Consider the following 22,401-nt stretch of genomic DNA (forward strand, 5'->3'; position numbering starts at 1 on the left):
TGATCGGAACTCCACGGAGGAAGACCTGTGACCACGTTCGACCGCTCCGATCCCGAAGGGGCCATCGCGGCCGCGGCCAAGCGCGTCTCCAACTGGGGCCGCTGGGGCGCCGATGACGTCCTCGGCACGCTGAACTTCCTCGACGAGGCCAAACGGGCACAGGGCGCGCGGCTGGCCCGCCGCGGCGTGAGCTTCTCGCTGGCCCAGCGCTTCGACGCGGAAGGTCCGCAGAAGGGGTGGCGGCGGCGCACCAATCCGGTGCACACCATGCTCTCTTCCGGCCTGGACGCAGAATTCGGCCCGGCGGAGTTCCCGCACGGGCTCGGCGGCGCGGACGACGTGGTGTTCATGCCGCTGCAGGCCTCCACCCAGTGGGACGGCCTCGGCCACATCTTCGACCATGGCACGGCCTACAACGGACGCCGCGCCTCACAGGTGGTGACCAGCGAGGGAGACAGGCTCACCGGCATCGAGACCGTGGCCGACAGGATCGCCGGCCGGGGCGTGCTGCTCGACGTCGGCAGGGCGATCGGAGCCGAGGGCGAACTGCCGGACGGCTTCGCCATCACCGCCGAACACCTCGAGGCGACCATCGCCGCGCAAGGTGAGACCGCCCGGGTCGGCCGCGGCGACCTGCTGCTGGTCCGCACCGGCCAGCTCACCCGGGCCCGGCGTGGCATCGCCGCGGGCGACGGCTGGGGCGACTACGCGGGCGGTCCCGCCCCCGGTCTGTCGTTCGCCACGGCCGACTGGCTGCACTCCTCCGAGATCGCCGGAATCGCCACCGACACCTGGGGCTTCGAGGTTCGCCCCAACGAGTTCGATGCCGCCTTCCAGCCGCTGCATCAGATCGCCATCCCGCACATCGGCCTGTTCATCGGGGAGTTGTGGGACCTCGACACCCTGGCCGCCGACTGCGCCGCAGACGGCGTCTACGAGTTCCTTCTCGTGGCCGCCCCCCTACCCGTGACCGGCGCCGTCGGCGCACCGGTCAACCCCCTCGCCGTCAAATGACGGGTAAGGAGCCCACCGTGCCCGTGGTGCACGACGTCATCGTCGACCGACGTCCGTCGAACACGCTCACTCCGCCGCCCCTCCACCTCGCCGGTCCGGGTCGATGAAGTTCGCGACCTGGGAGTCCCAGGGCAGAACGTTTTCGGGTGTCGTCTCCGAGGCAGGGCTGCACGCCCTCCCGGAGGGGACGACGGTGCTCGACCTCGTACGTGCGGGGCTGCCTGCCGCGCTGGAGACCGGCGGCACGGCGCTGGAGACGCGGGCCGTGCCGGTGGACGGCGTCCGGCTGCTGCCGCCGCTCGCCCCGCCCACCGTGCGGGACTTCGTGGCGTTCGAGGAGCACGTGGAGGGGGTGGTACGGAGCATGACCGACGGCGGAGTGATGCCGGAGTGGTACGAGGCACCCACCTTCTACTTCACCAACCCCTACGCGCTCGTCGGTGCCCATGACGACGTCGCCGTCCCGCCCGGCTCACAGCAGCTCGACTTCGAGCTCGAGGTCGCCGCAGTCGTCGGCAGGGGCGGCGCGTCGCTGAGTCCGGAGCAGGCCCGTGATGCCGTCTTCGGCTACACGGTGCTCAACGACTGGTCTGCGCGCGACCTGCAGCGCCGGGAGATGAAGGTCGGCCTGGGCCCGGCCAAGGGCAAGGACTTCGCCGGCACCCTGGGCCCGTGGCTGGTCACCGCCGACGAACTGGAGCCGTACCGGGACGACGAGGGCTTCCTGTCCCTCGAGATGCGGGTCTCCGTAAACGGCACCGAGATTGGGCATGACCTGCTGTCCAACATGGGCTGGCCGTTCGAGGAGCTGGTCTCCTACGCATCCCGCGGCAGCGAGGTCCGCGCCGGGGACGTCCTCGGCTCGGGCACCTGCGGGAACGGCGGTTGCCTGGCCGAGCTGTGGGGCCTCCGTGGCCGCCCGGATCCGCCGCCGCTGCGGCCCGGCGACGTCGTGGAGATGACCGTCGAGGGCATCGGTACCATCCGCAACCGGGTCGTCCCCAGCCTCCAGCTGCCGCCGGTCCGCGCCGCCCGGCCACGGCCACGGCCACGGCCAAGGAAGCGGCTGTCGTGAGCGGGCGGTGACGTGAGCGTGGTGCTTCGCCGGGGGTCGAAGTCCGGTGAGCGCGAAGGCGCGCGTCGATGAGCGCACCGCCGGGCGCCGTCCGTCAGGGGCGGCGCCCGGTCCGGTGGTCGTGCGTCGTCATGCTCGCCGGCTCCCGTGGTCGTCGGTCCGCATGTGCCGGGCACGGGGCTTAGTAGGGGCTGGAGAGAGCCTCCATCGCCCGCCCCCGCACCTTGTTCTGGGCGGCGATCGGCTCTCCCCGCTGCTGCATGCGGTCCAGTTCGACGCTGGTCTGCACGACCAGGCGAGCCCGCTCGAAGCGCCGCGTCATGAAGCGCTTGAACACGTCCTCGAGCGGGCCGCCGGCCGCGCATTCCTGACCGAGGACCACGCCGTCCTCGATCGCCATCCCCCCTCCGGCACCGAGGTGGGCGGTGGTGGCGTGCGCGGCGTCGCCGATCAGCAGGACCCGGCCCCGGTACCAGGGCTCGGACACGAGCAGCCAGTCGTAGTCGTTGACGATGATCTTCGTGTCGTCCGTGAGCCGCTCCTCCAGCGCGCGCATCAGCGGCGCGGTGAAAGCGCGGAGGTTCTCCCGGACGATCTGGCGGGCCTGTGCCGCATCGATGCGCGGGCGCTCCGGGAACTCGCGGCCGGTTGCGAGGTAGAGGCCGCCGTCCCGCTGCCGCCGGGTCACGCAGAGGTACTCCGACTCGTAGTGCCCGATCGGGCCGACGTCCGGCACCCCGTCGGCGACCCATCGGAACATCGTGAGGCCGGAGTAGGTCGGGGTCACCTGGTCCCCCAGGATGAGCGAACGCGTCTTCGACCGGATGCCGTCCGCGCCGATGACCAGGTCGTACGACCGCTCCGAGCCGTCGGTGAGGGTGGCGGTGACGGAGTCTTCCGTCTGCCGCAGCCCGGCTAGACCCACGCCGTTCCGGACGCTCGCGCCGGCCTGCTCCGCGGCTCGCCGGAGGATGTTCGCCAGGGTCGGCCGGTAGATGAGGATGCCGTGCGGCAGAGCGGACGTCGGTGCGGGAGGCATGGGCGGCGTAGACACCGGTTTCCCCGCCGCATCGAAGTAGGCGAAGATGTCCTGCGGGGACACCGCCAGCCCCTCGTCCAGGCACTGATCCAGGACTCCACTCTCGGCGAGACCGTCGACGGCCCGGTTGAGCAGTGAGATGGCGGCCCCGGCCGGACCGTCTGCCAGGTCGACGACGTCGCAGGAGATTCCGGTACGGGACAGGGCAGTCGCGGTGGTCAGGCCGGCGATGCCCCCGCCGACGATGAGCGCGTTCTGGATGCTGGTCATGGCAGGACTCCCGAGTGCGTCAGGGCAGGTTGAGGAGATCGGTGCAGGGCGATGAGAGACGTCCGGGCCGAATGCCAACGAGCGTCGGTGAGCACCGGGAGGCCCAGGCCCGGCGGCTCCGCTGCGGATGCCCTGAACTCCCGTGGTGCAGCACCATCTTGTGGGTGGCCTGGGCCACGTCCAATACGTGGTTTCATATCGCAGCCATGGACCAGATGAATACCCGGCCGCACGCCGTGTCTGCCCTTCGGGGCAGCTCGCGTCACGGGCCGGCATCAAAGGATCTGGTGTCCCCTCCGGTGCTGGTGGCGCTGCTCCGGGGAACGGTGCGTCACACGGGCCGGCGAGGTCGTCGGGCTCATCCAGTCGGCCACCAACAATGCCCTGGCCGGGCTGCGCCCCGGTTCGGTGACGAGCTGCTGGTGGGCATGCTCCACCGGGCGGCCTCAGCTGCCACGAACTTTCGGCGCACCCTCTCACATGACGAACGTCGTCGGACCATACGCTCCGCGGATAGTGCGCATACCGGTTCCGCTATTCCACAACGACGTCGCACCGCTCACGCTGTTACCACCGAATGTGGAGGCCCCCTCTGTACGGCTGGTCTGCCTGGAGGGTTCCATGCTGAAAGGTGAGCGATGGCCAGCGTCGTCCAAGTGCTGTGCACTCCCCATGACCCGCTGCTCCCCGGCGTTGCCGCCGGCGGATCGGCGGCTCCCGAGCCGCTGCGGCGATCAATAGCCCATTTCGCGGAACTGCGGGCACGGCTCGCCGCCGCGCGGCCCGACGTGCTGGTGGTGGTTTCCGGGGACCACTTCAACCAGTGGTTCTACGACAACATGCCGACCTTCCTGATCGGCAAGGCGGTCCGGGCGCGTGGCCCGTTCCCGCACGAGCAGGAGCTGTTCGGCATCGGGTCCTACGACACCGCCCTGGAAGGGGACATCGCGCGGCACCTGCTGCGCGGTGGCTTCGAGCGCGGGATCGACTTCTCCTACAGCGATGACTTCCTGCTCGACCACGGGTTCACCGTCCCGTTGAGCTTCCTCAGGCCCGAGCAGGACCTACCGGTCGTTCCGATCTTCACCAACGTGATGGCTCCGCCGGTGGCCACCGGGCGTCGTTTCTACGACCTCGGCGCCGCCATCGTCGAGATGGTGGAGGCGCACCCCGCCGACCTGCGGGTGGCGATCATCGCCAGCGGGCACCTGTCCAACGCGATCGGCAACCCGGCCATGGCACGGTTCCAGACCGAGCCGGAGACAGAGTGGGACAAACGGGTATGGGGGCAGATCACCGCCGGTGACACCGAGTCGCTGATCAAGGAGACCACCTACGAGTCGCTGGCAGCGATCGGCAGCGGCACCCCTGGATTCCTCGACTTCCTCTTCGCGCTCGGCGCTGTGGGCGGAGTCACCCCGGACTACGCCGAGAAGGTAGCCAGCACCTTCGCCCCGCCGACCGGTTTCCTGGCCTGGGGTGACCATGCGTCCGCCCCCGCATCGGAGGTGGTGGCCCCATGAGCCGGTACGCCACCAACCGAGTGCTGTGGGAGGTCGCCGCCGACGGCGACCTGGCGCAGCAGCTGAAGGAAGACCCAGAGGCCGCCCTCGCCGACCGCGACCTGACCGACCAGGAGCGCGAGGCGTTGGCCAGGACCGACATCCGCGAGTTGTTCCAGCTCGGTGTCCACCCCTTCCTGCTCTACAACTTCGCCCTCCGGCTGAACGGCGGCTTTTCCATGGAGTGGATGGCGTCCTACCTGGAGCAGCTGAAGGGTCTGGAAGTCGGCGACGTGACGACGTGACCGCGCGACCAGTGCGGTGTATCGACGGCAAGACCCCTCGGCCGCCGAACCCGGCCAAGCAGTCGTCGCCTGCCGACGCAGCGGCACAGGCCGCGCCGTCCAGCTTTCTCGTGAGTATGTCGCTCAGCGAAATGACGGCTTCCCGGCGAAACAACTCCGGGTCAGAAATGCCGTACCACCATCACCGCCGGAGGAATTCCATGGAGCATCTGATCGACCGGCAGCGCGACCGCTACCAGGCTTTGCTGGAACTGGCCGACCGTCCCTTCGACGTGGAGCGGCCGGCGGTGTTCAGCCCGGCGGCCGCCGCCCAGGACGAGGCGAACGTCAAGGGTCTGCTCTTCCGGTGGACGCCCGTTTTCATCCCGTACGAGTACACCAACTGGGGCGAGGAGAGCCTGGCCCATGTGCAGTCGTGCTACATCGGCGACTGGTCGGCCATCGGCAAGCTCCGCGTCCACGGGACCGAGGCCCTGACCGCGCTCACCCGCATCGGCATGAACAACCTGTCACGCTTCGAGCCCGGCCAGATCAAGCATCACGTCCAGCTGGACGAACGCGGCCACATCGCCTCCGAGGGCCTGCTGTACCGGGTGGCCGAGGAGGAGTTCGTCTACAGCGGCGGCGGCGTCGACTGGACCGCCTGGCAGATCGACCAGGGCGGCTGGGACGCCAAGAGCGAGGTGATCAGTCCCGACATGTTCATCTTCGAGATCCAGGGGCCGACGTCGCTGTTCGCACTCGAGGCCGCGACCGGCGAGAGCCTGCGCGACATCGGCTTCAACCGGAGCCGCATGACCAGTATCAGCGGCATCCCCGTGCGGATTCTGCGCTCGGGGATCTCCGGGGAGCTGGGGTACGAACTGCACGGGTCCGCCGACGACGCCAACGCGGTCTGGACGGCGGTCGTCGAGGCCGGGGCCGAGCACGGCATCCGCCAACTGGGGATGCGCTCCCAACTCGTGGCCCACATCGAGTCGGGCATCGCGACCGTCGGCATCGACTACCTGCCTTCGTCGATCATCACGCCGGGGGCGCCCAAGCTCTTTCCCCGCGGGATGCCGGACGGCAGTTTCATCCCAACCGACGTGACGGAGTACTTCCGCCGCCCCGGTGAGCTCGGCTGGGGCCGTCGCGGAGCCCTCACCTCCCACGACTTCATCGGACGCGACGCGCTGGCCGCGGAGGCGGCCGAAGGCGGCCCGGCGCGCCACCTGGCAGGCCTGCACTGGAACAACGAGGACGTGATCGCCCTGTTCGCCTCCCAGTTCGGCGACGGCCCGTTGCCCGATCCCATGGAGATGCCGCGCAAGATCGGCGCCAGCCTCGACCAGGTGCTGGTCAACGGACACCCGGTAGGCGTCTCGACCTCCCGCACGTACAGCACGCACCTGCGCCGCACCATCTCCCTCTGCGTCATCGATCGCGACCTGGCGACACCGGGCACCGAGGTGACGGTGCTGTGGGGGAACCCCGGCACCGTCCAGCGCGAGCTCCGCGCCACCGTCACCTCCTTGCCCATGAAGGAGGACCGCCGTCGCACCGACATCAGCACGCTGTGACCCTGTCGTGACGCGCGCGTACCTCCTGCGCCGTCGGTGGTCGACGACGTCCGCGCCCTCCTTTCATCCGTCGCACAAGAAAGGTGAACTTCGTGAAGGCAGCCGTGATACCCGAGGTCAACGGCAGGTGGGAACTGCGCGAGGTGCCTACTCCACAGCCGGGGCCCGGCGAGGTGCTGATGCGGGTGCGCGCCTCCGGCGTATGCGTCAACGACGTCCTGGCCACGACCGGGGCGATCCGGTTCCCCTCGGTCGACCCTGCGATCACCGGACACGAGCCGGCGGGCGAGGTCGTCGCGGTCGGGCCGGGGGTCACCACGCGGCGTGTCGGTGACCGGGTGGGAACCCACTGGGTACGGGCCGCCTGCGGACGGTGCGACTACTGCCGTCTGGGCCTGCCGATGACCGGGCAGGCCGCCTTCGCGTGCGCGGCGCCCACCACGACCGGTTTCAGCGTGCAGGGCGGACACGCCGAGTACATGGTCGTGGGCGCCGACGAGACCGTACTCCTGCCCGACGGACTCCCCTTCGAGTTGGCCGCGCCCATGTTGTGCGCGGGCTACACGGGCTGGTCCGCCCTGCGCGCCGGGGAGCCTCAGTCGCACGAGCGGGTCGCCGTGCTCGGCATTGGCGCGGTGGGCCATCTGGCGGTGCAGTTCGCGCACGCCTGCGGTCACGAGACGATCGCGATGACGAACTCGCCGGACAAACACGACGTGGTACGGCGGCTGGGCGCGGACGAGGTCGTGGCGAGCGGCGCCGAACTGCGCGCAGCGGGCGGCGCCGACGTCATCTTGGCGACCGGCAAGTCGTATCCGGCCGCGGCGGAGGCGCTGACGGGCCTGCGGCCCGGCGGGCGACTGGTCCTGTCGGGCATCGACCCCACCGCCCCCTTCACCGTCCCGCCCGCCGGCAGGGGCCTTCCGTTCATCGGCACTCGCATGCAGGTGATCGGTTCCACCCACAACGGGCCGCAGTACCTCCGGGAGGCCCTCGACCTCGCCGCCGCGGGAAAGGTCACCCCCATGGTCGAGACGTTCCCGAAGGAGGAGGTGGCCACGGTGGTCGACAAGGTCGCCAAGGGCGCCGTCCGCTTCCGCGCGGTGGTCACCTACTAGGAGGTCGTCCGGGCGGCGACCTCGCCGCCTCGCCACGCTAAAACAGAAGCACGTTGATGAATTAAGTCAGGGGCAAGGCACCGCTCTATGCTCGACCCGTGACAAAGCAGGCGAAGGCAGCGAGCGGCGGGGCCCGCGGCCCCCGGGGGTCCTATGCGAAGACCGCGGAGGTGCGGCAGAAGATCCTCGACGCCTGCGTCGAGGCATTCGGCGCCGGAGGCTTCCACGGCGCCACCATGAAGGACATCGCAGAGCGAGCCGGCATCAGCCAGACCGGCCTGCTGCACCACTTCGGCAGCAAGGCGGAACTGCTGGTCGAGGTTCTCGCCGCACACGAGCGGGAGACGGCCGCGATCGTCCGGGAAGCCGATGACCTGGATGTTCTGCAGACTCAACTGCGGGTCGTACACGCCAACAAGGCCCGACCCGGACTGATCCAGCTGCACAGCATCATCTCGAGCGAGGCCACCGCCGACGGGCATCCCGCTCACGAGCTGTACCGGGCCCGCTACGACAGCCTGCGCCTGCACCTGACCCGGATCTTCGCCGAGTTGCGCGGTCGCGGACGCCTGAAGGTCGACACCAGGCCGGAGGTCATCGCGAACCTGCTCATCGCATCCATCGACGGACTTCAGATGCAGTGGCTGTACAACCCGGGCGCGGTGGACGTGTCGACAGGCATCGAGGCCTTCCTCGCAGGGGTGGTCGACGACGAGGCCTGAGAACTTCCATGCGACTGAAACCGTGTGCTAGCGTCCACCTCAATCTCGAAACGCGAATCTAATTTCGAGATTGAGGTGGTCGGTTCGCCGATCGCGCACGCGCAGTCAAGGAGACCTCACATGCCTCGCTCTCGGCCATCCGAGGCTCGCACCCCGGCCGAGACATCCGCTGCATCCGCGCCGTTGGCCGACGCCGCCACGCCCGCCCCGAGCACGGTCCACGATGTGACCTCGTCCGGTACCGGTCTGCGGCGAAGGCCCCGAACCGGCCGCCCGGCTCTCCGCCGGCCTCGTCGGCGCGCGACCCCGACCGCACCCCGCGTGGCGGAGGCCGGCGAACACTTCCCCCGGGTACGGCACATCCGAAGGCGCAGGCGACCAAGGCATCGATCGGATTGGACATGCCTTCGTCGACGAGCAGCCTGCCGACACGTATCGAAGACCCCGGCGACGCTCCCGCTGAAGGCCGCCGAGGCTCCTCCGGGCGCGGCCGACCTGTGTGCCCGCGCACCGGCGAGACCGGGATCCGGCTCCTTGTCGGCGACCAGGCGAGCCATGAGCGTGCTCGCGCCTGGTCGGCCGACCCGTCTCGAAGCGGCTTGAGCGCACGACGCCAGATGCCGCGGCGGCATCGACGGCGGCGGGTCACGGAGACGGTCGCAGCGCGCGGCTACGACATCCACGGACGCCGCGCCCCCGATCATCGCCGAGCACCGGGACGGCGGCACGCCGACCCCGGAGACAGCCGCCGTCCCGTGTCCCCGGGCGCCGCGAGCCCGGCACGGACAGAGAAGCGAAGCATGACCACAAGGAGACGGACCATCTTGAACGGCAGGCGCGTGAGGATTCCCGCGGCACTCGCTCTGGGGGCGGTGATGGTCTTCGGATGCGGTCACCCTCCCGCCCAGACAGCCGAGGCAGCCCGGACAGCCGAGGCAGCCGCGGCAACCCGCACCGAAACCGGCATCGCGCTGGTGAACAAGAAGCGACTCTCGCCGCGGCTCAGCGAGCTGACCTTCACCTCGTCCGCTCTCGACGGCACGACCAAGGTGCGCGTAATGCTCCCCCGCGGCTACGACGCGCAGAAGGGGCGCCGTTATCCCGTCCTGTACCTCTACCACGGTGGCGGGCAGAGCGCTTCGAGCTGGACGAAGGACGGTGACGCGGAGGAGATCACGGCCGGCCTGCCCGCGATCGTGGTGATGCCGGACGCCGGCTCCACGGAGTGGTATGCCGACTGGTGGAACAACGGCCACCGCGGCCGGCCGATGTGGGAGACTTTCCACATCAACAGGCTCCTCCCCTGGGTGGACGAGCACTACCGCACGATCCCCGAGCGCGGGGCCCGGGCTGCCGCCGGACTGTCGATGGGCGGGTTCGGGGCCGTCTCGTACGCCGCCCGGCACCCCGACCTCTTCGGTGCCGTCGGCTCGTTCTCCGGAGACGTCGACCACCAGAACGTCCAGATGCGCACCATCATCGAGCAGCTCCACCCTTCCCTCTGGGGCCCGTGGGCGACGCAGGAAGTCCACTGGCGCGGGGACAACCCCTGGGACCTGGCGGCCAATCTGGCCCACACGGACGTGTCCCTGTACACGGGCGACGGCCGGCCCCGGCACGACGGCGAGGCCGTGGACCCCACGGAACAAAGAATCCAGCAGGAGAACGTGTCCTTCCACGAGCGCCTGCTGGATCTCGGCATCCGGCACCGGTGGCACGACTACGGACCCGGCAGCCACACATGGCCCTACTGGCAGGCCGACCTCCGCGCCTGGATACCGCACCTGAAGGCCTACTTCGCCCGCCACGCGCGGCACCGCGCCACTCCCCGGTCGTTCACCTTCTCGTCGATCAGGCCGCAGTACAGCGCCTACGACTGGACCGTACGAATGCGGCGGGAAGTCACCGAGTTCAGTGCACTGGAGGTGGCCCGTAAGCGCCGCTTCACGGTGGTCGGGAACGGCTCGGCCACGGTACGGACGCCCTCACTGGCTGGCCCGGGCACGCGGTATCGCGTCACCGTCCGCGGCCACGAGGGCGCTTCAGCGCGGTCGGCCACCGCCGACGCCCAGGGGCGCTTGACGATTCCCCTCGTACTGGGCACCGGCAACCCGCACCAGCAGTACTCGCCGCGGGCCGAGTCGTCGAGTACGGGCCCCAGCCCTGACGACGTGCCGTTCCACACCAGGGGTAACAGCTCCCACTTCAACCGGGTCGAGGTGACGATCCTCCCGCGTTGAGATCCGCTCGCCCAGCCCTCCGGGTCAGAGGCCCGGGGGACACCGAGGAAGATCAGCAGAGCCATTCATGCACATCCCGGCACCGGGCGAGGCCCCGCCGCTTGAGCGACTCGGACGGACGTCACTATCGTCTTGCCCAGAGGTGAGACACCTCTCTGCGATGAGGCATCCCGGGAGGCTCCCCCTGACGGTCAAGAACGAGGAACAGGGTGCTGGGCGCGGCATGCGCCGCGACGCGGTCCGTAACCGGCGCAAGCTCCTGGAGGCCGTGGGAGAAGCGCTCAGGACCGAGCCCGGCGGGATGACCATGGCGGTCATCGCGGAGCGGGCCAACCTGTCGCTGGCCACGGCCTACCGGTACTTCCCGTCGGTCGAGGAGCTCCTCAAGGCTTACCTGCTCGGCGTGATCGTCCAGCTGCGCAACTACAGCCACGACTGCCCCAAGACCGGCCCGGCCCTGTTCGAGGACGTGGTGCGGGAATGGGCTCGTCTGGTCCGCAGCTACGGCCCCGCCATGGTCCAGATCCGGTCGCGCACGGGCTTCCTCACCCGCCTGCGCGACAACGACGAGGTGATCACCCCGGTCCGGGACGCCTGGGAGCGCCCCATTCGCACGGTGATGCGGCACCTGGACGTGCCGGACGATCATTTCGATCACGCGTTGTTCCTGTACAACGTCATGTTCGATCCACGCGAGATCCTGGACCTGATCAGCACCGGCCTCCCGGAGGAGGTAGCGATCAGCCGTTTGACGGCGGCCTACTACGGGGCTCTCCAGGGCTGGGCAGGCGCCTGAGGCACACGATCGGCAGCCGGTGGGGGGCGGCTCCCCCGCGGGGGCCGCCCCCTCAGTACCAGGAACCAACCACCCACGGCGTCTGCGGTGGGCTTCAGGCATGCCCACCGGACCACAGCGCGCATGCAGCGCGCCCACCGCGCACCCGCTCGGGCATGTGCAACCACCTACCTCCGGCCGATCCAGCCGCGTCCCCACCCTTGAACCGCTCACCACGATGTGAGAACGTTCTCGCACTTTACATCCGTCGTGACCCCCTGGAGATCGGATGAGCGCCCTCCCCTCCCAAACGGCCAGTTCTCTCCCGGAACGCATCAGAGCAGCTTCGAGGCGGCCCAAAACACTGGGCGGTGCGGTGCCGGGCGCCATCTCTCTGGCCATGGGTGAACCGGACAGCAACACGCCGCAGCCAGTGGTGGAAGCTGCCGTCCGGGCGTTGCGCGCCGGTCGCACTCGTTACTCGCAGATCACAGGGTCGCCGGATCTCCGGCAGGAGATCGCCTCCCACCTGGCGCGTTTCCAGGGCCTCGGGATCGACCCGGCGAATGTCGTCGTCACTCACGGAGGCAGCGCCGGCCTCGCAGCCACCGCCCTCGCTTTGCTGAACCCGGGCGATCGAGTGCTGCTCCCCGAACCGACCTACTCCCTGTACGCGGACCACGCGGCCATGGCAGGGGCCAAGGTCGAGTGGATCTCCACGCGGCCTGACGGCTCCATCGACCTGCACAGACTCGCGGCGGCCGCAGCGGGAGCCCGCATGCTCATCCTGTGCAACCCGGTGAACCCCACCGGAATGGTGTTCCCCAAAGCCGATATCGAAGGAGTCGGCGCCATTCTCCGCGATCACCCCGACCTCTACCTCCTGTCGGACGAGGCATACAGCGACATCGTCTTCGACGAGATCGCGTTCACCTCGGCATCTGAACTGATCTCCGTGCGGGACCGAGTGGTGCTCTCCGGCACGTTCTCCAAGTCGTACTCGATGACCGGCTGGCGCATCGGATTCATCTGCGCCGCCGCCGCGGTCGCCGAAAAGATCAGCCTCGTTCACCGAACGATCAACGGGCCTCTGAACACCTTCATCCAGGACGCGGCCGTCGAGGCGCTACGCATTCCCGACAAAGATCTGCACGCACTCTCGGCGCGCTTCCAGCGGCGCCGAGATCTGGTCATGCGGCACCTCGACGGTCTCGACGCGGTGAGCGTCGTTCGGCCTCTCGGAGCGTTCTACGCATTCCCTCGTATCGACAGCGCCCTGTCCTCCGTCGAACTCGTGCAACGGTTCGCCGACGGAGGCGTGCTCGTACGCGCCGGGTCCGAATTCGGCCCGTCGGGCGAGGGACACGTACGCCTGTCCTTCGCCACGGACGAGGTTGCACTCGAAGAGGGTCTGCGCCGCTTTACGCACGTCATCAACGCGCTTTAGCACTGCCCCCTCGATTTCGATCACATATCAGCTCGGCCGACAGCGCGCATACACATGGACCCCGGAGATCTCGAGTGCGTCACAGAGGTCCCGAATTCCGTGCTACCCAGCACCCCTTTCAGTGAAGAGCCAAGCTCTTTACCAAAAGTCGACGAGAAAGCGTTGACAGGCGGCACACCCGGCCCCATAGTCGACGCACCTGAGATTTGCTTCGCACTTCAGAGTGAGCCGCTCGGTTCGAACGCAAGCACTCCGAGCCTCGGACCCTGCTCCGCGGGGCCAGCGCATCACGTAGGCCAGACGGGCCAACAAGGGCTGGCGCACACCTCAAGTGAAACCCCAATCGCAAGCCGTTCGGCAGTGTTCGTAGGGATGAGTCCCCGATGACGGGAAGCTCTCAACGACTCCGTGCGCGACACGCCGCTCGCAGATCAACCGGCAGGCTCCGCAAGGCGGACGGCCGACGGAAGGAGTTCCCATGGCTTCACGGTGGGTGAAGGAGGCTGGGGTCATGTTGGCCGTTGCCTCGCTCGTCACGCTCAGCGCCTGTAGCGGTTCCGGCGACTCGGGCGGTTCGAGTTCCGACGGCAAGCCGGTGACGGTGGAGTTCTGGGGGGCGGCGGTCGGCCTCGACAAGTCCGTGGCGCTGTGGAACAAGTCCCACCCTGACATCAAGGTCAAGTACAGCCAGATCCCTGCGGGCAGCATCGGCGGCTACGCCAAGATGCAGAACGCGGTGAAGGCCGGCAACGCACCCTGTCTCGGACAGGTGGGCTACGACACCCTCTCGAACTTCATCGCCACCGGCGCGCTGGAGGACATCTCCCAGTACGCCGACGCCGGCAAGGACAAGTTCGTGCCGTGGACCTGGCAGATGTCCAGCGTCGGCGACAGGGTGTTCGGCATCCCGGTCGACACCGGGCCCATGGCGATGTACTACCGCACCGACCTGTTCAAGAAGTACAAGATCTCGCCACCGAAGACCTGGGACGATTTCGCCGCGGCCGCGCAGAAGGTGCACAGCGCCAACCCCTCGGCCTACCTGACGACCACGCCGCAGGACGCCTATGACCTGGGGGCGCTGACCTGGCAGGCCGGAGGCAAGTGGTTCGGCACCGCGAACGACCGGTGGCAGGTGACCATCGACAACCCGCAGACGAGCAAGGTCGCGCAGTACTGGCAGGGCCTGCTGGACAAGAAGCTGGTCACCAGTGACCCGATGCTGGATACTGCCTGGTTCAAGAAGGTGCAGGACGGGCAGCTGCTGTCGCTCGTCAGCGCCGTGTGGGCGGCTCCGCTGATCTCCAAGAACCTGCCCGAGCTGTCCGGCAAGTGGGCCGTGGCTCCCATGCCCCAGTGGTCCGCCGGGCAGAAGGCGGCCGGTAACCGCGGAGGCTCGGCGACCGTGGTGCTCAAGGGGTGCGCGCACCCGAAGGAAGCCACGGAGTTCGCGACCTGGATGAGCACCGACAGCGACAGCGTCACCAGTCTGATCAAGAACACGGGCATCTACCCGGCCGCTACGAGCGGACAGCAGCTGCCTGCCGTGGACCAGCCGTCGGCGTACTTCGGTGGACAGAACATCTACGACGTGTTCAAGACAGCGGCCGCGAACACGAGCACGGGCTGGGTGTGGGGCCCGACGATGAGCCAGGTTCAGTCCGACATGAAGGACGGGCTCAAGAAGGCCGGAGCCGGGCAGGGCACCATCCCGAAGGCCGTGACCTACGTCCAGGACAGCACCGTCGCGGCCATGAAGAGCCAGGGGCTGAGCGTCGGGAAGTGACGCGCGCGGAGAACGACGGCGGGCGCCCGGCGGCCTTCCTGACCTGCCGGGCGCCGGTGCCGCCGCTCCACGCCCTCTGCCCCGACATGCGGGGGTCCGTCCTCCCCCGTGCCACCACCGCCCGCGCCCCCGCAGGGCGACGACCAGCCCGACCAGCACCAACGACCAGCCGGTCCCCACTTCACGGGACCACTTCACGAGCTAGGAGCAGGCATGGCGACAAGAACGCCTGGCGACGCTCTCGCCCACCCCATCGCCGGCTCGGCAGCGAAGCGTGTCCCCGGCCGTGGCCACACTCGTTCCGCGGTGCTCTTCCTGGCACCGTTCGGGCTGCTGTTCACGGCGATGTTGCTCGCACCGATCGGCTACGCGGTGTACCAGAGCTTCTTCAGGACGCGCCGCAGCGGCCTCGGACTGGGACCGTCGACGACTGTCTTCGCCGGGTTCGACAACTACGTGACGGCTCTGCACGACAGCCGGTTCATGTCGTCGTTCCTGCGGGTGTTCACGCTCGGCATCGTGCAGGTGCCGGTGATGCTGGGCCTGGCGCTCCTGCTGGCGCTGTTGCTGGACTCGCGTGGCGCCGTGTTCAAGAAGGTCTTCCGGCAGATCTACTTCCTGCCCTACGCGCTGCCGGGCGTGATCGCCGCGATCATGTGGTCGTTCCTGTACGCACCGAGCGTCAGCCCGTTCACCGCCGCGCTGCGGCACGTCGGGCTCGAAGTGAACTTCCTGTCCGACGACCTCGTGCTCGCCTCGATCGGCAACATGATGACGTGGGCCTGGACCGGCTTCAACATGCTGATCATCTACTCGGCCTTGCAGGCGATCCCGGGCGAACTCACCGAAGCCGCTGTGATGGACGGCTGTTCCGGGTGGCGGGTCGCCTGGCACGTGAAGATTCCCGCGGTACGGCCGGCGCTGATCCTCACCACGGTGTTCTCCATCATCGGTACCGCCCAGCTGTTCAACGAGCCCGCGGTGCTGAGTCAGGTCGCCCCGACCGTCTCCCCCACCTACACACCGATCCTGGCCACACAGCAGTCGGCGGACATCAACAACTACAACTACGCGGCCACCCAGTCGGTCATCCTCGCCCTGCTGACCTTCGTGCTGTCGTTCGGCTTCCTCAAGTTCACCCAGCGGAAGGGCACCTTCGCATGACGACCGTCACTCCCTCAGCAGCACGTGCCGCCGCCGGGCCTCCCGGGCGACTGCGTACGTCATCGCTGGCCGGCCGGGCGGGCGTGTTCGCGGTCATGGCGCTCTTCGCCCTGTACACGCTCATCCCGGTCTGGTGGCTGCTGGTCACCGCGACGAAGAACAGCGGCTACCTGTTCACCACGAACGGGCTGTGGTTCTCCCACTTCGACCTGTGGACCAACATCCGTGACGTCTTCCAGGAACAGGACGGCATCTTCGCCCGGTGGCTGCTGAACAGCGCCCTCTACAGCATCGGCGGCGCGGCGGTGAGCACGACGCTGTCCGCCATGGCCGGGTACGCGCTGGCCAAGTACCCCTTCCGCGGTCGCGACCTGACCTTCAACGTCATCCTCGGCGCCGTCCTGATCCCGGACGTCATGTTCGCGCTGCCCCTGTACCTGATGTTCAGCCAGGTCCACCTCGTCAACACCTACTGGGCCGTCTTCCTGCCCAGCGTCGTCAGCCCGTTCGGGGTCTACCTGTCGCGCATCTACGCCGGAGCGTCGGTACCGGACGAACTGATCGAAGCCGCGCGACTCGACGGTGCCGGCGAGGCCCGGATCTTCTGGCGGGTCGCCATGCCGATCATGTCCCCCGCACTGGTCACCATCTTCCTGTTCCAGTTCGTCAGCATCTGGAACAACTACCTGCTGCCCCTGCTCATGCTCAACAGCGACGAACTTCAGCCGGTCACCGTCGGGCTGGCCAACTGGAGGGAAGGGGTGAACCAAGGCATCCCCTACAACATCACCATCACCGGCGCGTTCCTCTCGGTGATCCCACTGATCGTCGCTTTTCTCGTCCTGCAGAGGTTCTGGCGCTCCGGACTGACCGCCGGGAGCGTGAAGTAGGCCTGCCCGCCCGGCATTCCGGCCGGCCACGCGGCTGAGCGGACATCCGCCGCCTCCCGCCTACGCGCGCTACAAACCCGCTTCCCGTTACCCCTGGAGACCTGATCTGATGGCCCTGCATCCCAGCATCTCCGCCCGACTCAGCCTGATCGAGGACCTCCCGTCCTGGCGCGAGGCACTCGCCGATCCAGCTGTGCAACTGCGCCTGCAGGAATACTGGACCTGGAAGGCGGCACTGGCACTGCCCTCCGTCGAAACCAGCGACGAGAGCATTCCCGGCCCGCAGGGCCCGATTGCCGTCCGCGTCTACCGGCCGCCGTCAGCACCGCAGCGGCCTCGCCCTGGCCTGGTCTGGGTGCACGGCGGCGGATGGGTCTTCGGCGATCTCGACATGCACGAGGCCGACTGGACCGCCCGCGAGGTGTGCGCCAGGGCCGATGCCGTGGTCGTGAGCGTGGACTACCGGCTCGCGGTCGACGGCGTGACGTATCCGGTGCCGCACGACGACGTCGTGGCGGGCGTCCGATGGGTGCGCGAGAACGCCGCGGTGCTCGGCATCGAACCGGCGCGGATCACCGTCGGTGGCGCGAGCGCGGGGGCGAACCTCGCCGCAGGAGCCGTACTTCGCCTGCGGGACGACGACAACTGGCTGCCCGCCACCCTGGTACTGGCCTATGCGACCATGCACGCCGTCTCGCCGCCCCTCGCGCCGGCGCTGGCCGAGGCGTTCGCGCCGTTGCCGCGCATGGTCCGGATCCTGCCGGAGGACGTGGCCGAGATGACGGCCAACTACCTGGGCGGCACGCCGGATCCGCACGGCTACGCCTTCCCCGCGGGCACCGTCCTGGACGGACTCTGTCCCACCCTGGTGCTCGACGCCGAGTACGACGATCTGCGCGCCAGCAGCGAGGCATTCGCGGCCGCACTCGTGAAGTCGGGCGTACCCGTGCGGCATGTCACGGTGCCCGGCGTACTGCACGGCTTCCTCAACCTGCCCTCTTCGGTTGAACCGGTGGACCACGCGCTCGCTGTCCTGGCCGAGACGGTGACAACGGCTCATGCGGGAGAACTCGTGCCGGACCAGGGAGAACGCGAATGACGGAGCGCCTGTACTCAGTGCAGCTCTATACGCTGCGCAACGCCATCGAGACCGATCTCCCGGGGACACTCGCGCGTGTTGCCGCGATGGGATTCGAGAACGTGGAGCTGTGGAGGTTCGAGCAGTACCGCGACGCGTACCGGCGTGCGCTGGCCGAGACACCGCTGCGCCCGCTCAGCGCACACGCGAGCCTTGTCGATGGAAACGCTTCCGCGGCTGTCCGCATGGCAGCAGAGCTCGGAATCGGCACGCTCATCGAACCGCACATCATCGCTCAGCGCTGGACCACGCGGGCGGACATCGAAGCGGCGGCTGCGAGTCTGAACGGCGTCGCGAGGCTTGCCCGGGACGCAGGCGTCACCATCGGGTACCACAACCACGACCACGAAGTCCGTCAGGACTTCGGCGGCAGGACCGGCCTCGAAGTCTTCGCGGAGGCGCTGGACGAGGACGTCGTCCTGGAACTCGACACCTTCTGGGCCGAGGTCGGTGGCGCTTCCGCCGTGGAGTTGATCTCCCGGCTCGGGGCGCGCGTCAGGTTCCTGCACCTCAAGGACGGCCCGTACACCACAACCCTCCTGGAGCAGCAGCCGGTCGGCCAGGGTGCGATGCCGGTGGCGGACATCCTGAAGGCCGCACCGGACGCGGTCCGCGTCGTGGAACTGGACGACTACGTGGGCGACCCGTTCGAAGCCGTGCAGCAGAGCCTGCGTTATCTGGTGGAGGTCGACCGGTGAACTCCAAGCGAGTGGGTGTCGGCGTCATCGGCGCCGGCGTCATCAGCAGCCACTACCTCGAGAACCTGACGCGGTTCCCTGATCTGAACGTGGTCGCGATAGCGGACCTCGACCAGGAGCGCGCCCGTGCTCGTGCGCGGGAGTTCGGGTTGCGGCCCCTGCTCGTCCACGAGCTCCTGGCCCACGACGACATCGAGATCGTGCTGAACCTCACCGTCCCCGCCGCCCACTTCGACGTGTCGGCCCGGATCCTCGCGAGCGGCAAGCACGTCTGGAGCGAGAAGCCCCTCGCCATCAGCCGCCGCGAAGCACGGTTGCTGCTGGACAAGGCCGGTCGGAGAGGACTTCGCGTGGCCTGCGCGCCCGACTCGTTCCTCGGTGGTGCCCTGCAGACGGCACAACGAGCGGTCCTCGCGGGCCGCATCGGCGAACCGAAGAGCGCGCTGGCGATCATGCAGTCCCCGGGGCCGGAAGGCACCCACCCGAATCCCGCCTTCTATTACGACCAGGGAGCCGGCCCACTGCTGGACATGGGGCCGTACCACGTCACCGCGCTCGTGCAGACCTTGGGTGCCGTCCGGCGCGTGAGCTCGGTTTCCTCAACCGCACGAGCCGTCAGGCGCGTCCTCGTCGGCGCGGACGCCGGGACCGAGTTCGACGTGCGCGTACCGAGTCAGCACATGGCTCTGCTCGAGTTCGCCTCCGGCGCTCGGGCGACCCTCGTCACGAGCTTCGATTCGGGGATCCGCCGCGACCTCCTCGAACTGCACGGCACGGAAGCCTCACTCGAGGTCCCCAACCCCAACCGCTTCGCTGGAACAGGCAGGTTCGTCCCTCTCCATGCGGAACCGGAAGACGTACCCGCTGTCGGGTCCACGTGGGGCCGGGGAGTGGGAGTGCTGGACCTCGCTCGCTCGATACGCGACGACGTACCGGAACGCGCCTCCGGCGCTCTCGCCTGCCACGTTCTCGACGTGCTCCTCGCCATCGAGGAGGCGGCACGAGCCGGGACACCACTGACCCTCGAATCCACCGTGGCATCGCCGGCCCCCCTGGACGAGAACTGGGACCCCACGGCCGCGACCCTCTAGAACGCTCGAGCAAGGAAGTTCCAATGATCCGCATCCCGTTCAACGACGCGTGGCGCGTCGGCCCTCTCGTGTCCGTTCACGAGGCGATCGTGGTCGCCGGCGCCGGTGAGGAAGAAGTCACCCTGCCGCACGACGCCATGCTGGGGGGAGGGCGGTCCGCGGAGAACTCCGGTGGACCGCAGACGGGCTACTTCCGCGACGGAAAGTGGACCTACGAGAAGCAGTTCGACGTTCCGGAGGAATGGGCGACGAAGCGAGTCACCTTCGAGTTCGAAGGTGTTTACCGCGACGCGATGGTCTACATCAACGGTGCTCTCGCCGGACAGTGGGCAGGCGGATACTCCCGCTTCCACGTCAGTGCGGACCCCTTCCTGCAGTACGGCGGGGTCAACACCGTCCGGGTGGACGCACAAGCACACCAGGACTCCCGCTGGTACTCGGGGGGTGGCCTCCACCGCCCCGTCAACGTCCTCGTCGGCGACCTCGTCCACGTCACCCCGACCGGGCTGCGACTCACCACGCCGGACATCGACGCCGATCTCGCCACCGTGGTGGCGGCGACCGAGATCGTCAACGAGGACGTCTCCACTCGCGTCGTCGAAGTGCTTCTCGAGATCCTGGACGCCGGGGGCGAGGTCGTGACGTCCGACCGGGCCCGGGTCACGCTCCTGGCGGGCGACAGGATCACCACCCACCAGCGGGCGTACGTCCAACGGCCGTCACTGTGGAGCGTCGAATCACCCCACCTCTACCACGCGTCCGTGCGCCTCTCCGACGACAGCGGCCCGCTCGACGAGGCTTCCACGCACTTTGGTATCCGCACCGTCACCGCCGACCCGATCCGCGGCCTGCGGATCAACGGCGAGACCGTCAAGCTCCGGGGCGGTGCGATCCACCACGACAACGGCATCCTCGGCGCCGCCGACTTCGCCGACGCCGCCGAGCGGCGGGTGCGGATGCTGAAGGCCGCGGGCTTCAACGCCGTACGCTCCGCGCACAATCCGATGAGCGTCGCCCTGCTCGACGCGTGCGACCGCCTCGGCATGCTCGTCATGGACGAGCTGTTCGACGTGTGGACGGTCGCGAAGTCCGGTGACGACTACTCGCGCAGATTCCCGCAGTGGTGGGAACGCGACGTCGACTCGCTCGTGGCGAAGGACTTCAACCACCCCAGCGTGATCATGTACTCGATCGGCAACGAGATCATCGAAGCCGGAACCCCCCACGGTACGCGCCTGGGCCGCCGCATCGCCGACCGGGTACGCGAGCAGGACTCCACCCGCCTGGTCACCCACGCGCTCCAGGGCATGTACATCGCTCGCGACAAGATCCCCGCGCTGAAGGCCGAACTGGGGCAGGACGCCGTCCCTGTCCGGGGGCTGAACGACTACCTGGGCCAGGTGACGCATCTGATCGACGCCCTCATGGCCTCGCCGGTCGTCGGAGAGCGACTCGCCGAACCCGCCTCCGTGCTCGACGTCGTGGGGCTCAACTACGGCGAGAGCCGGTACGTGCTGGACAAGGAGGCCCACCCCAACCGCGTGGTCGTGGGCTCGGAGACGTTCCCGACGAAGATCGACCGGCTGTGGCAGCTCGTCACCGAGAACTCCCACGTCATCGGCGACTTCACCTGGACCGCATGGGACTTCCTCGGGGAGGTCGGAACGGGCCGGCACGTCTATCCCGAGGACCAGCAGGTGCACCGCGCCCCCTACCCGTGGCTCACCGCCGAGTGCGGAGACATCGACATCATCGGACAGCGTCACCCGATCTCCTACTACCGCGAGATCGTCTACGGGCTCACCAGGACGCCCTACCTCGCTGTGCGACGCCCCCGGGAAGACGGTTACGTCATCAAGCCCAGGGCATGGACCTGGACCGATGTCTTCTCCAGCTGGACCTTCGACGTTCCTGTCGGTTCGCCGCTCCATGTCGAGGCCTACGCGGAGGCCGAGGAGGTCGAGTTCCGGCTCAACGGCACCACCGTCGCGACCGTGCCCGTCGGCACCGAGCGGAACTTCGTCGCCGAAGCCGACGTGCCCTACGAGCCCGGCGTCCTGGAGGTCGTGGCGTACCGCGACGGAGCGGAAGTGGGACGCTCGGCGCTGCGCACCGCCGGCGAGCCCACGCGCCTGAGCCTGGAGACGGACCGCTCCGAACTCACCGCCGATCCCCAGCGTTTGGCCCACATCAGCATCACCCTGGTCGACGGCAACGGTGTGCTCAACCCGGCCCGGGACACGAAGATCACGATCCGGGTCGACGGTCCCGGGGTCCTCCAGGGATTCGGTACGGGAGCTCCGGCCACCGAGGAGAGCTTCCTCGACGATTCCGCCACGTCGTTCAAGGGACGTGCCCTGGCGATCGTCCGGGCCACCGGGGAAACGGGACGGATCACCGTCACAGGCCGGGCACACGGACTCCCGGACGCCTCCCTCGAGATCGACGTCGTCCAGGCACCCATTCATCACGTGACAGGGGAAGGACAGAAATGACCTACGCGCCGACATCGGCCGGCTCGCCCAACATCGAGGTCGGCCCGAAGTGGCAGCGCCCTGACGGGGA

The 22,401-nt window shown here is 68.6% G+C and carries 18 protein-coding genes; 17 read left to right on the forward strand and 1 reads right to left on the reverse strand.

Translation table 11 applies throughout. The features are described 5' to 3' along the window. The first annotated feature begins 27 nt into the window (after positions 1-27). Together PV419_RS30890 and PV419_RS30895 are read left to right on the forward strand one after the other, a co-directional pair. Positions 28-1,014 carry a cyclase family protein gene (locus PV419_RS30890; protein WP_319694572.1) on the forward strand — a complete coding sequence of 329 codons (987 nt, stop codon included), beginning with the start codon at positions 28-30 and terminating at the stop codon, positions 1,012-1,014. 103 nt (positions 1,015-1,117) lie between these two features. Continuing rightward, entirely contained in the window at positions 1,118-2,089 is a 972-nt protein-coding gene (locus PV419_RS30895) for a fumarylacetoacetate hydrolase family protein (protein WP_319694574.1), read from the forward strand. Positions 2,090-2,270: 181 nt separating this feature from the next. Here PV419_RS30895 and PV419_RS30900 read toward each other — a convergent pair whose 3' ends face one another. After that, positions 2,271-3,398, reverse strand: coding sequence for an FAD-dependent monooxygenase (locus PV419_RS30900; RefSeq protein WP_319694576.1), 1,128 nt, complete (start codon positions 3,396-3,398; stop codon positions 2,271-2,273). A 638-nt stretch (positions 3,399-4,036) separates the two neighbouring features. Between PV419_RS30900 and PV419_RS30905 the strand changes: the two genes are divergently transcribed. From PV419_RS30905 to PV419_RS30975, 15 genes are all read left to right on the forward strand, one after another. Beyond that, positions 4,037-4,921 carry a hypothetical protein gene (locus PV419_RS30905; protein WP_319673626.1) on the forward strand — a complete coding sequence of 295 codons (885 nt, stop codon included), beginning with the start codon at positions 4,037-4,039 and terminating at the stop codon, positions 4,919-4,921. Continuing rightward, a complete protein-coding gene (locus PV419_RS30910) occupies positions 4,918-5,205 on the forward strand; it encodes a hypothetical protein (RefSeq protein WP_319694578.1) in 288 nt (95 codons plus the stop codon). The genes PV419_RS30905 and PV419_RS30910 overlap by 4 nt, the downstream gene beginning before the upstream one ends. A gap of 200 nt (positions 5,206-5,405) precedes the next feature. Further along, a complete protein-coding gene (locus PV419_RS30915; protein ID WP_319694580.1) occupies positions 5,406-6,767 on the forward strand; it encodes a glycine cleavage T C-terminal barrel domain-containing protein in 1,362 nt (453 codons plus the stop codon). A 92-nt stretch (positions 6,768-6,859) separates the two neighbouring features. Continuing rightward, on the forward strand, positions 6,860-7,885 hold the full coding sequence (locus PV419_RS30920; protein ID WP_319694581.1) for an alcohol dehydrogenase catalytic domain-containing protein: 1,026 nt from the start codon (positions 6,860-6,862) through the stop codon (positions 7,883-7,885). 98 nt (positions 7,886-7,983) lie between these two features. Further along, positions 7,984-8,607 (forward strand): TetR/AcrR family transcriptional regulator, encoded by a 624-nt coding sequence (locus PV419_RS30925; RefSeq protein ID WP_319694583.1) that lies wholly within the window; start codon positions 7,984-7,986, stop codon positions 8,605-8,607. Positions 8,608-9,431: 824 nt separating this feature from the next. Next, complete coding sequence (locus PV419_RS30930) at positions 9,432-10,847, forward strand: alpha/beta hydrolase (protein ID WP_319694584.1); 1,416 nt, start codon at positions 9,432-9,434, stop codon at positions 10,845-10,847. Between the two features lie 160 nt (positions 10,848-11,007). Further along, positions 11,008-11,643, forward strand: a complete 636-nt coding sequence (locus PV419_RS30935) for a TetR/AcrR family transcriptional regulator (RefSeq protein WP_319694586.1) — start codon at positions 11,008-11,010, stop codon at positions 11,641-11,643. 379 nt (positions 11,644-12,022) lie between these two features. Further along, positions 12,023-13,069, forward strand: coding sequence for a pyridoxal phosphate-dependent aminotransferase (locus PV419_RS30940; RefSeq protein ID WP_319694587.1), 1,047 nt, complete (start codon positions 12,023-12,025; stop codon positions 13,067-13,069). Between the two features lie 511 nt (positions 13,070-13,580). Next, complete coding sequence (locus PV419_RS30945; protein WP_319694589.1) at positions 13,581-14,855, forward strand: sugar ABC transporter substrate-binding protein; 1,275 nt, start codon at positions 13,581-13,583, stop codon at positions 14,853-14,855. A gap of 213 nt (positions 14,856-15,068) precedes the next feature. Then, positions 15,069-16,019 (forward strand): sugar ABC transporter permease, encoded by a 951-nt coding sequence (locus PV419_RS30950; RefSeq protein WP_319694591.1) that lies wholly within the window; start codon positions 15,069-15,071, stop codon positions 16,017-16,019. Then, entirely contained in the window at positions 16,016-16,909 is an 894-nt protein-coding gene (locus PV419_RS30955; RefSeq protein ID WP_069761662.1) for a carbohydrate ABC transporter permease, read from the forward strand. Before PV419_RS30950 ends, PV419_RS30955 begins: the two co-directional genes overlap by 4 nt. 109 nt (positions 16,910-17,018) lie before the next feature. Continuing rightward, on the forward strand, positions 17,019-18,008 hold the full coding sequence (locus tag PV419_RS30960) for an alpha/beta hydrolase (RefSeq protein WP_319694596.1): 990 nt from the start codon (positions 17,019-17,021) through the stop codon (positions 18,006-18,008). After that, positions 18,005-18,745: a sugar phosphate isomerase/epimerase gene (locus PV419_RS30965; protein ID WP_319694597.1), complete on the forward strand. Its 741-nt coding sequence runs from the start codon at positions 18,005-18,007 to the stop codon at positions 18,743-18,745. Before PV419_RS30960 ends, PV419_RS30965 begins: the two co-directional genes overlap by 4 nt. Further along, entirely contained in the window at positions 18,742-19,836 is a 1,095-nt protein-coding gene (locus PV419_RS30970; protein WP_319694599.1) for a Gfo/Idh/MocA family oxidoreductase, read from the forward strand. Before PV419_RS30965 ends, PV419_RS30970 begins: the two co-directional genes overlap by 4 nt. 23 nt (positions 19,837-19,859) lie before the next feature. Further along, positions 19,860-22,331, forward strand: a complete 2,472-nt coding sequence (locus PV419_RS30975; protein WP_319694600.1) for a glycoside hydrolase family 2 TIM barrel-domain containing protein — start codon at positions 19,860-19,862, stop codon at positions 22,329-22,331. Positions 22,332-22,401: the final 70 nt, after the last annotated feature.

It is taken from the genome of Streptomyces sp. ME19-01-6 (assembly GCF_033793745.1).
Taxonomy (GTDB): Bacteria; Actinomycetota; Actinomycetes; order Streptomycetales; family Streptomycetaceae; genus Streptomyces.

Coding starts and splice junctions, on each gene's coding strand:
- PV419_RS30935 (WP_319694586.1), top strand. CDS start 11,008: ATGAGGCATCCCGGGAGGCTCCCCCTGACGGTCAAGAACGAGGAACAG.
- PV419_RS30915 (WP_319694580.1), top strand. CDS start 5,406: ATGGAGCATCTGATCGACCGGCAGCGCGACCGCTACCAGGCTTTGCTG.
- PV419_RS30945 (WP_319694589.1), top strand. CDS start 13,581: ATGTTGGCCGTTGCCTCGCTCGTCACGCTCAGCGCCTGTAGCGGTTCC.
- PV419_RS30895 (WP_319694574.1), top strand. CDS start 1,118: ATGAAGTTCGCGACCTGGGAGTCCCAGGGCAGAACGTTTTCGGGTGTC.
- PV419_RS30900 (WP_319694576.1), bottom strand. CDS start 3,398: ATGACCAGCATCCAGAACGCGCTCATCGTCGGCGGGGGCATCGCCGGC.
- PV419_RS30955 (WP_069761662.1), top strand. CDS start 16,016: ATGACGACCGTCACTCCCTCAGCAGCACGTGCCGCCGCCGGGCCTCCC.
- PV419_RS30975 (WP_319694600.1), top strand. CDS start 19,860: ATGATCCGCATCCCGTTCAACGACGCGTGGCGCGTCGGCCCTCTCGTG.
- PV419_RS30940 (WP_319694587.1), top strand. CDS start 12,023: ATGGGTGAACCGGACAGCAACACGCCGCAGCCAGTGGTGGAAGCTGCC.
- PV419_RS30950 (WP_319694591.1), top strand. CDS start 15,069: ATGGCGACAAGAACGCCTGGCGACGCTCTCGCCCACCCCATCGCCGGC.
- PV419_RS30965 (WP_319694597.1), top strand. CDS start 18,005: ATGACGGAGCGCCTGTACTCAGTGCAGCTCTATACGCTGCGCAACGCC.
- PV419_RS30910 (WP_319694578.1), top strand. CDS start 4,918: ATGAGCCGGTACGCCACCAACCGAGTGCTGTGGGAGGTCGCCGCCGAC.
- PV419_RS30960 (WP_319694596.1), top strand. CDS start 17,019: ATGGCCCTGCATCCCAGCATCTCCGCCCGACTCAGCCTGATCGAGGAC.
- PV419_RS30905 (WP_319673626.1), top strand. CDS start 4,037: ATGGCCAGCGTCGTCCAAGTGCTGTGCACTCCCCATGACCCGCTGCTC.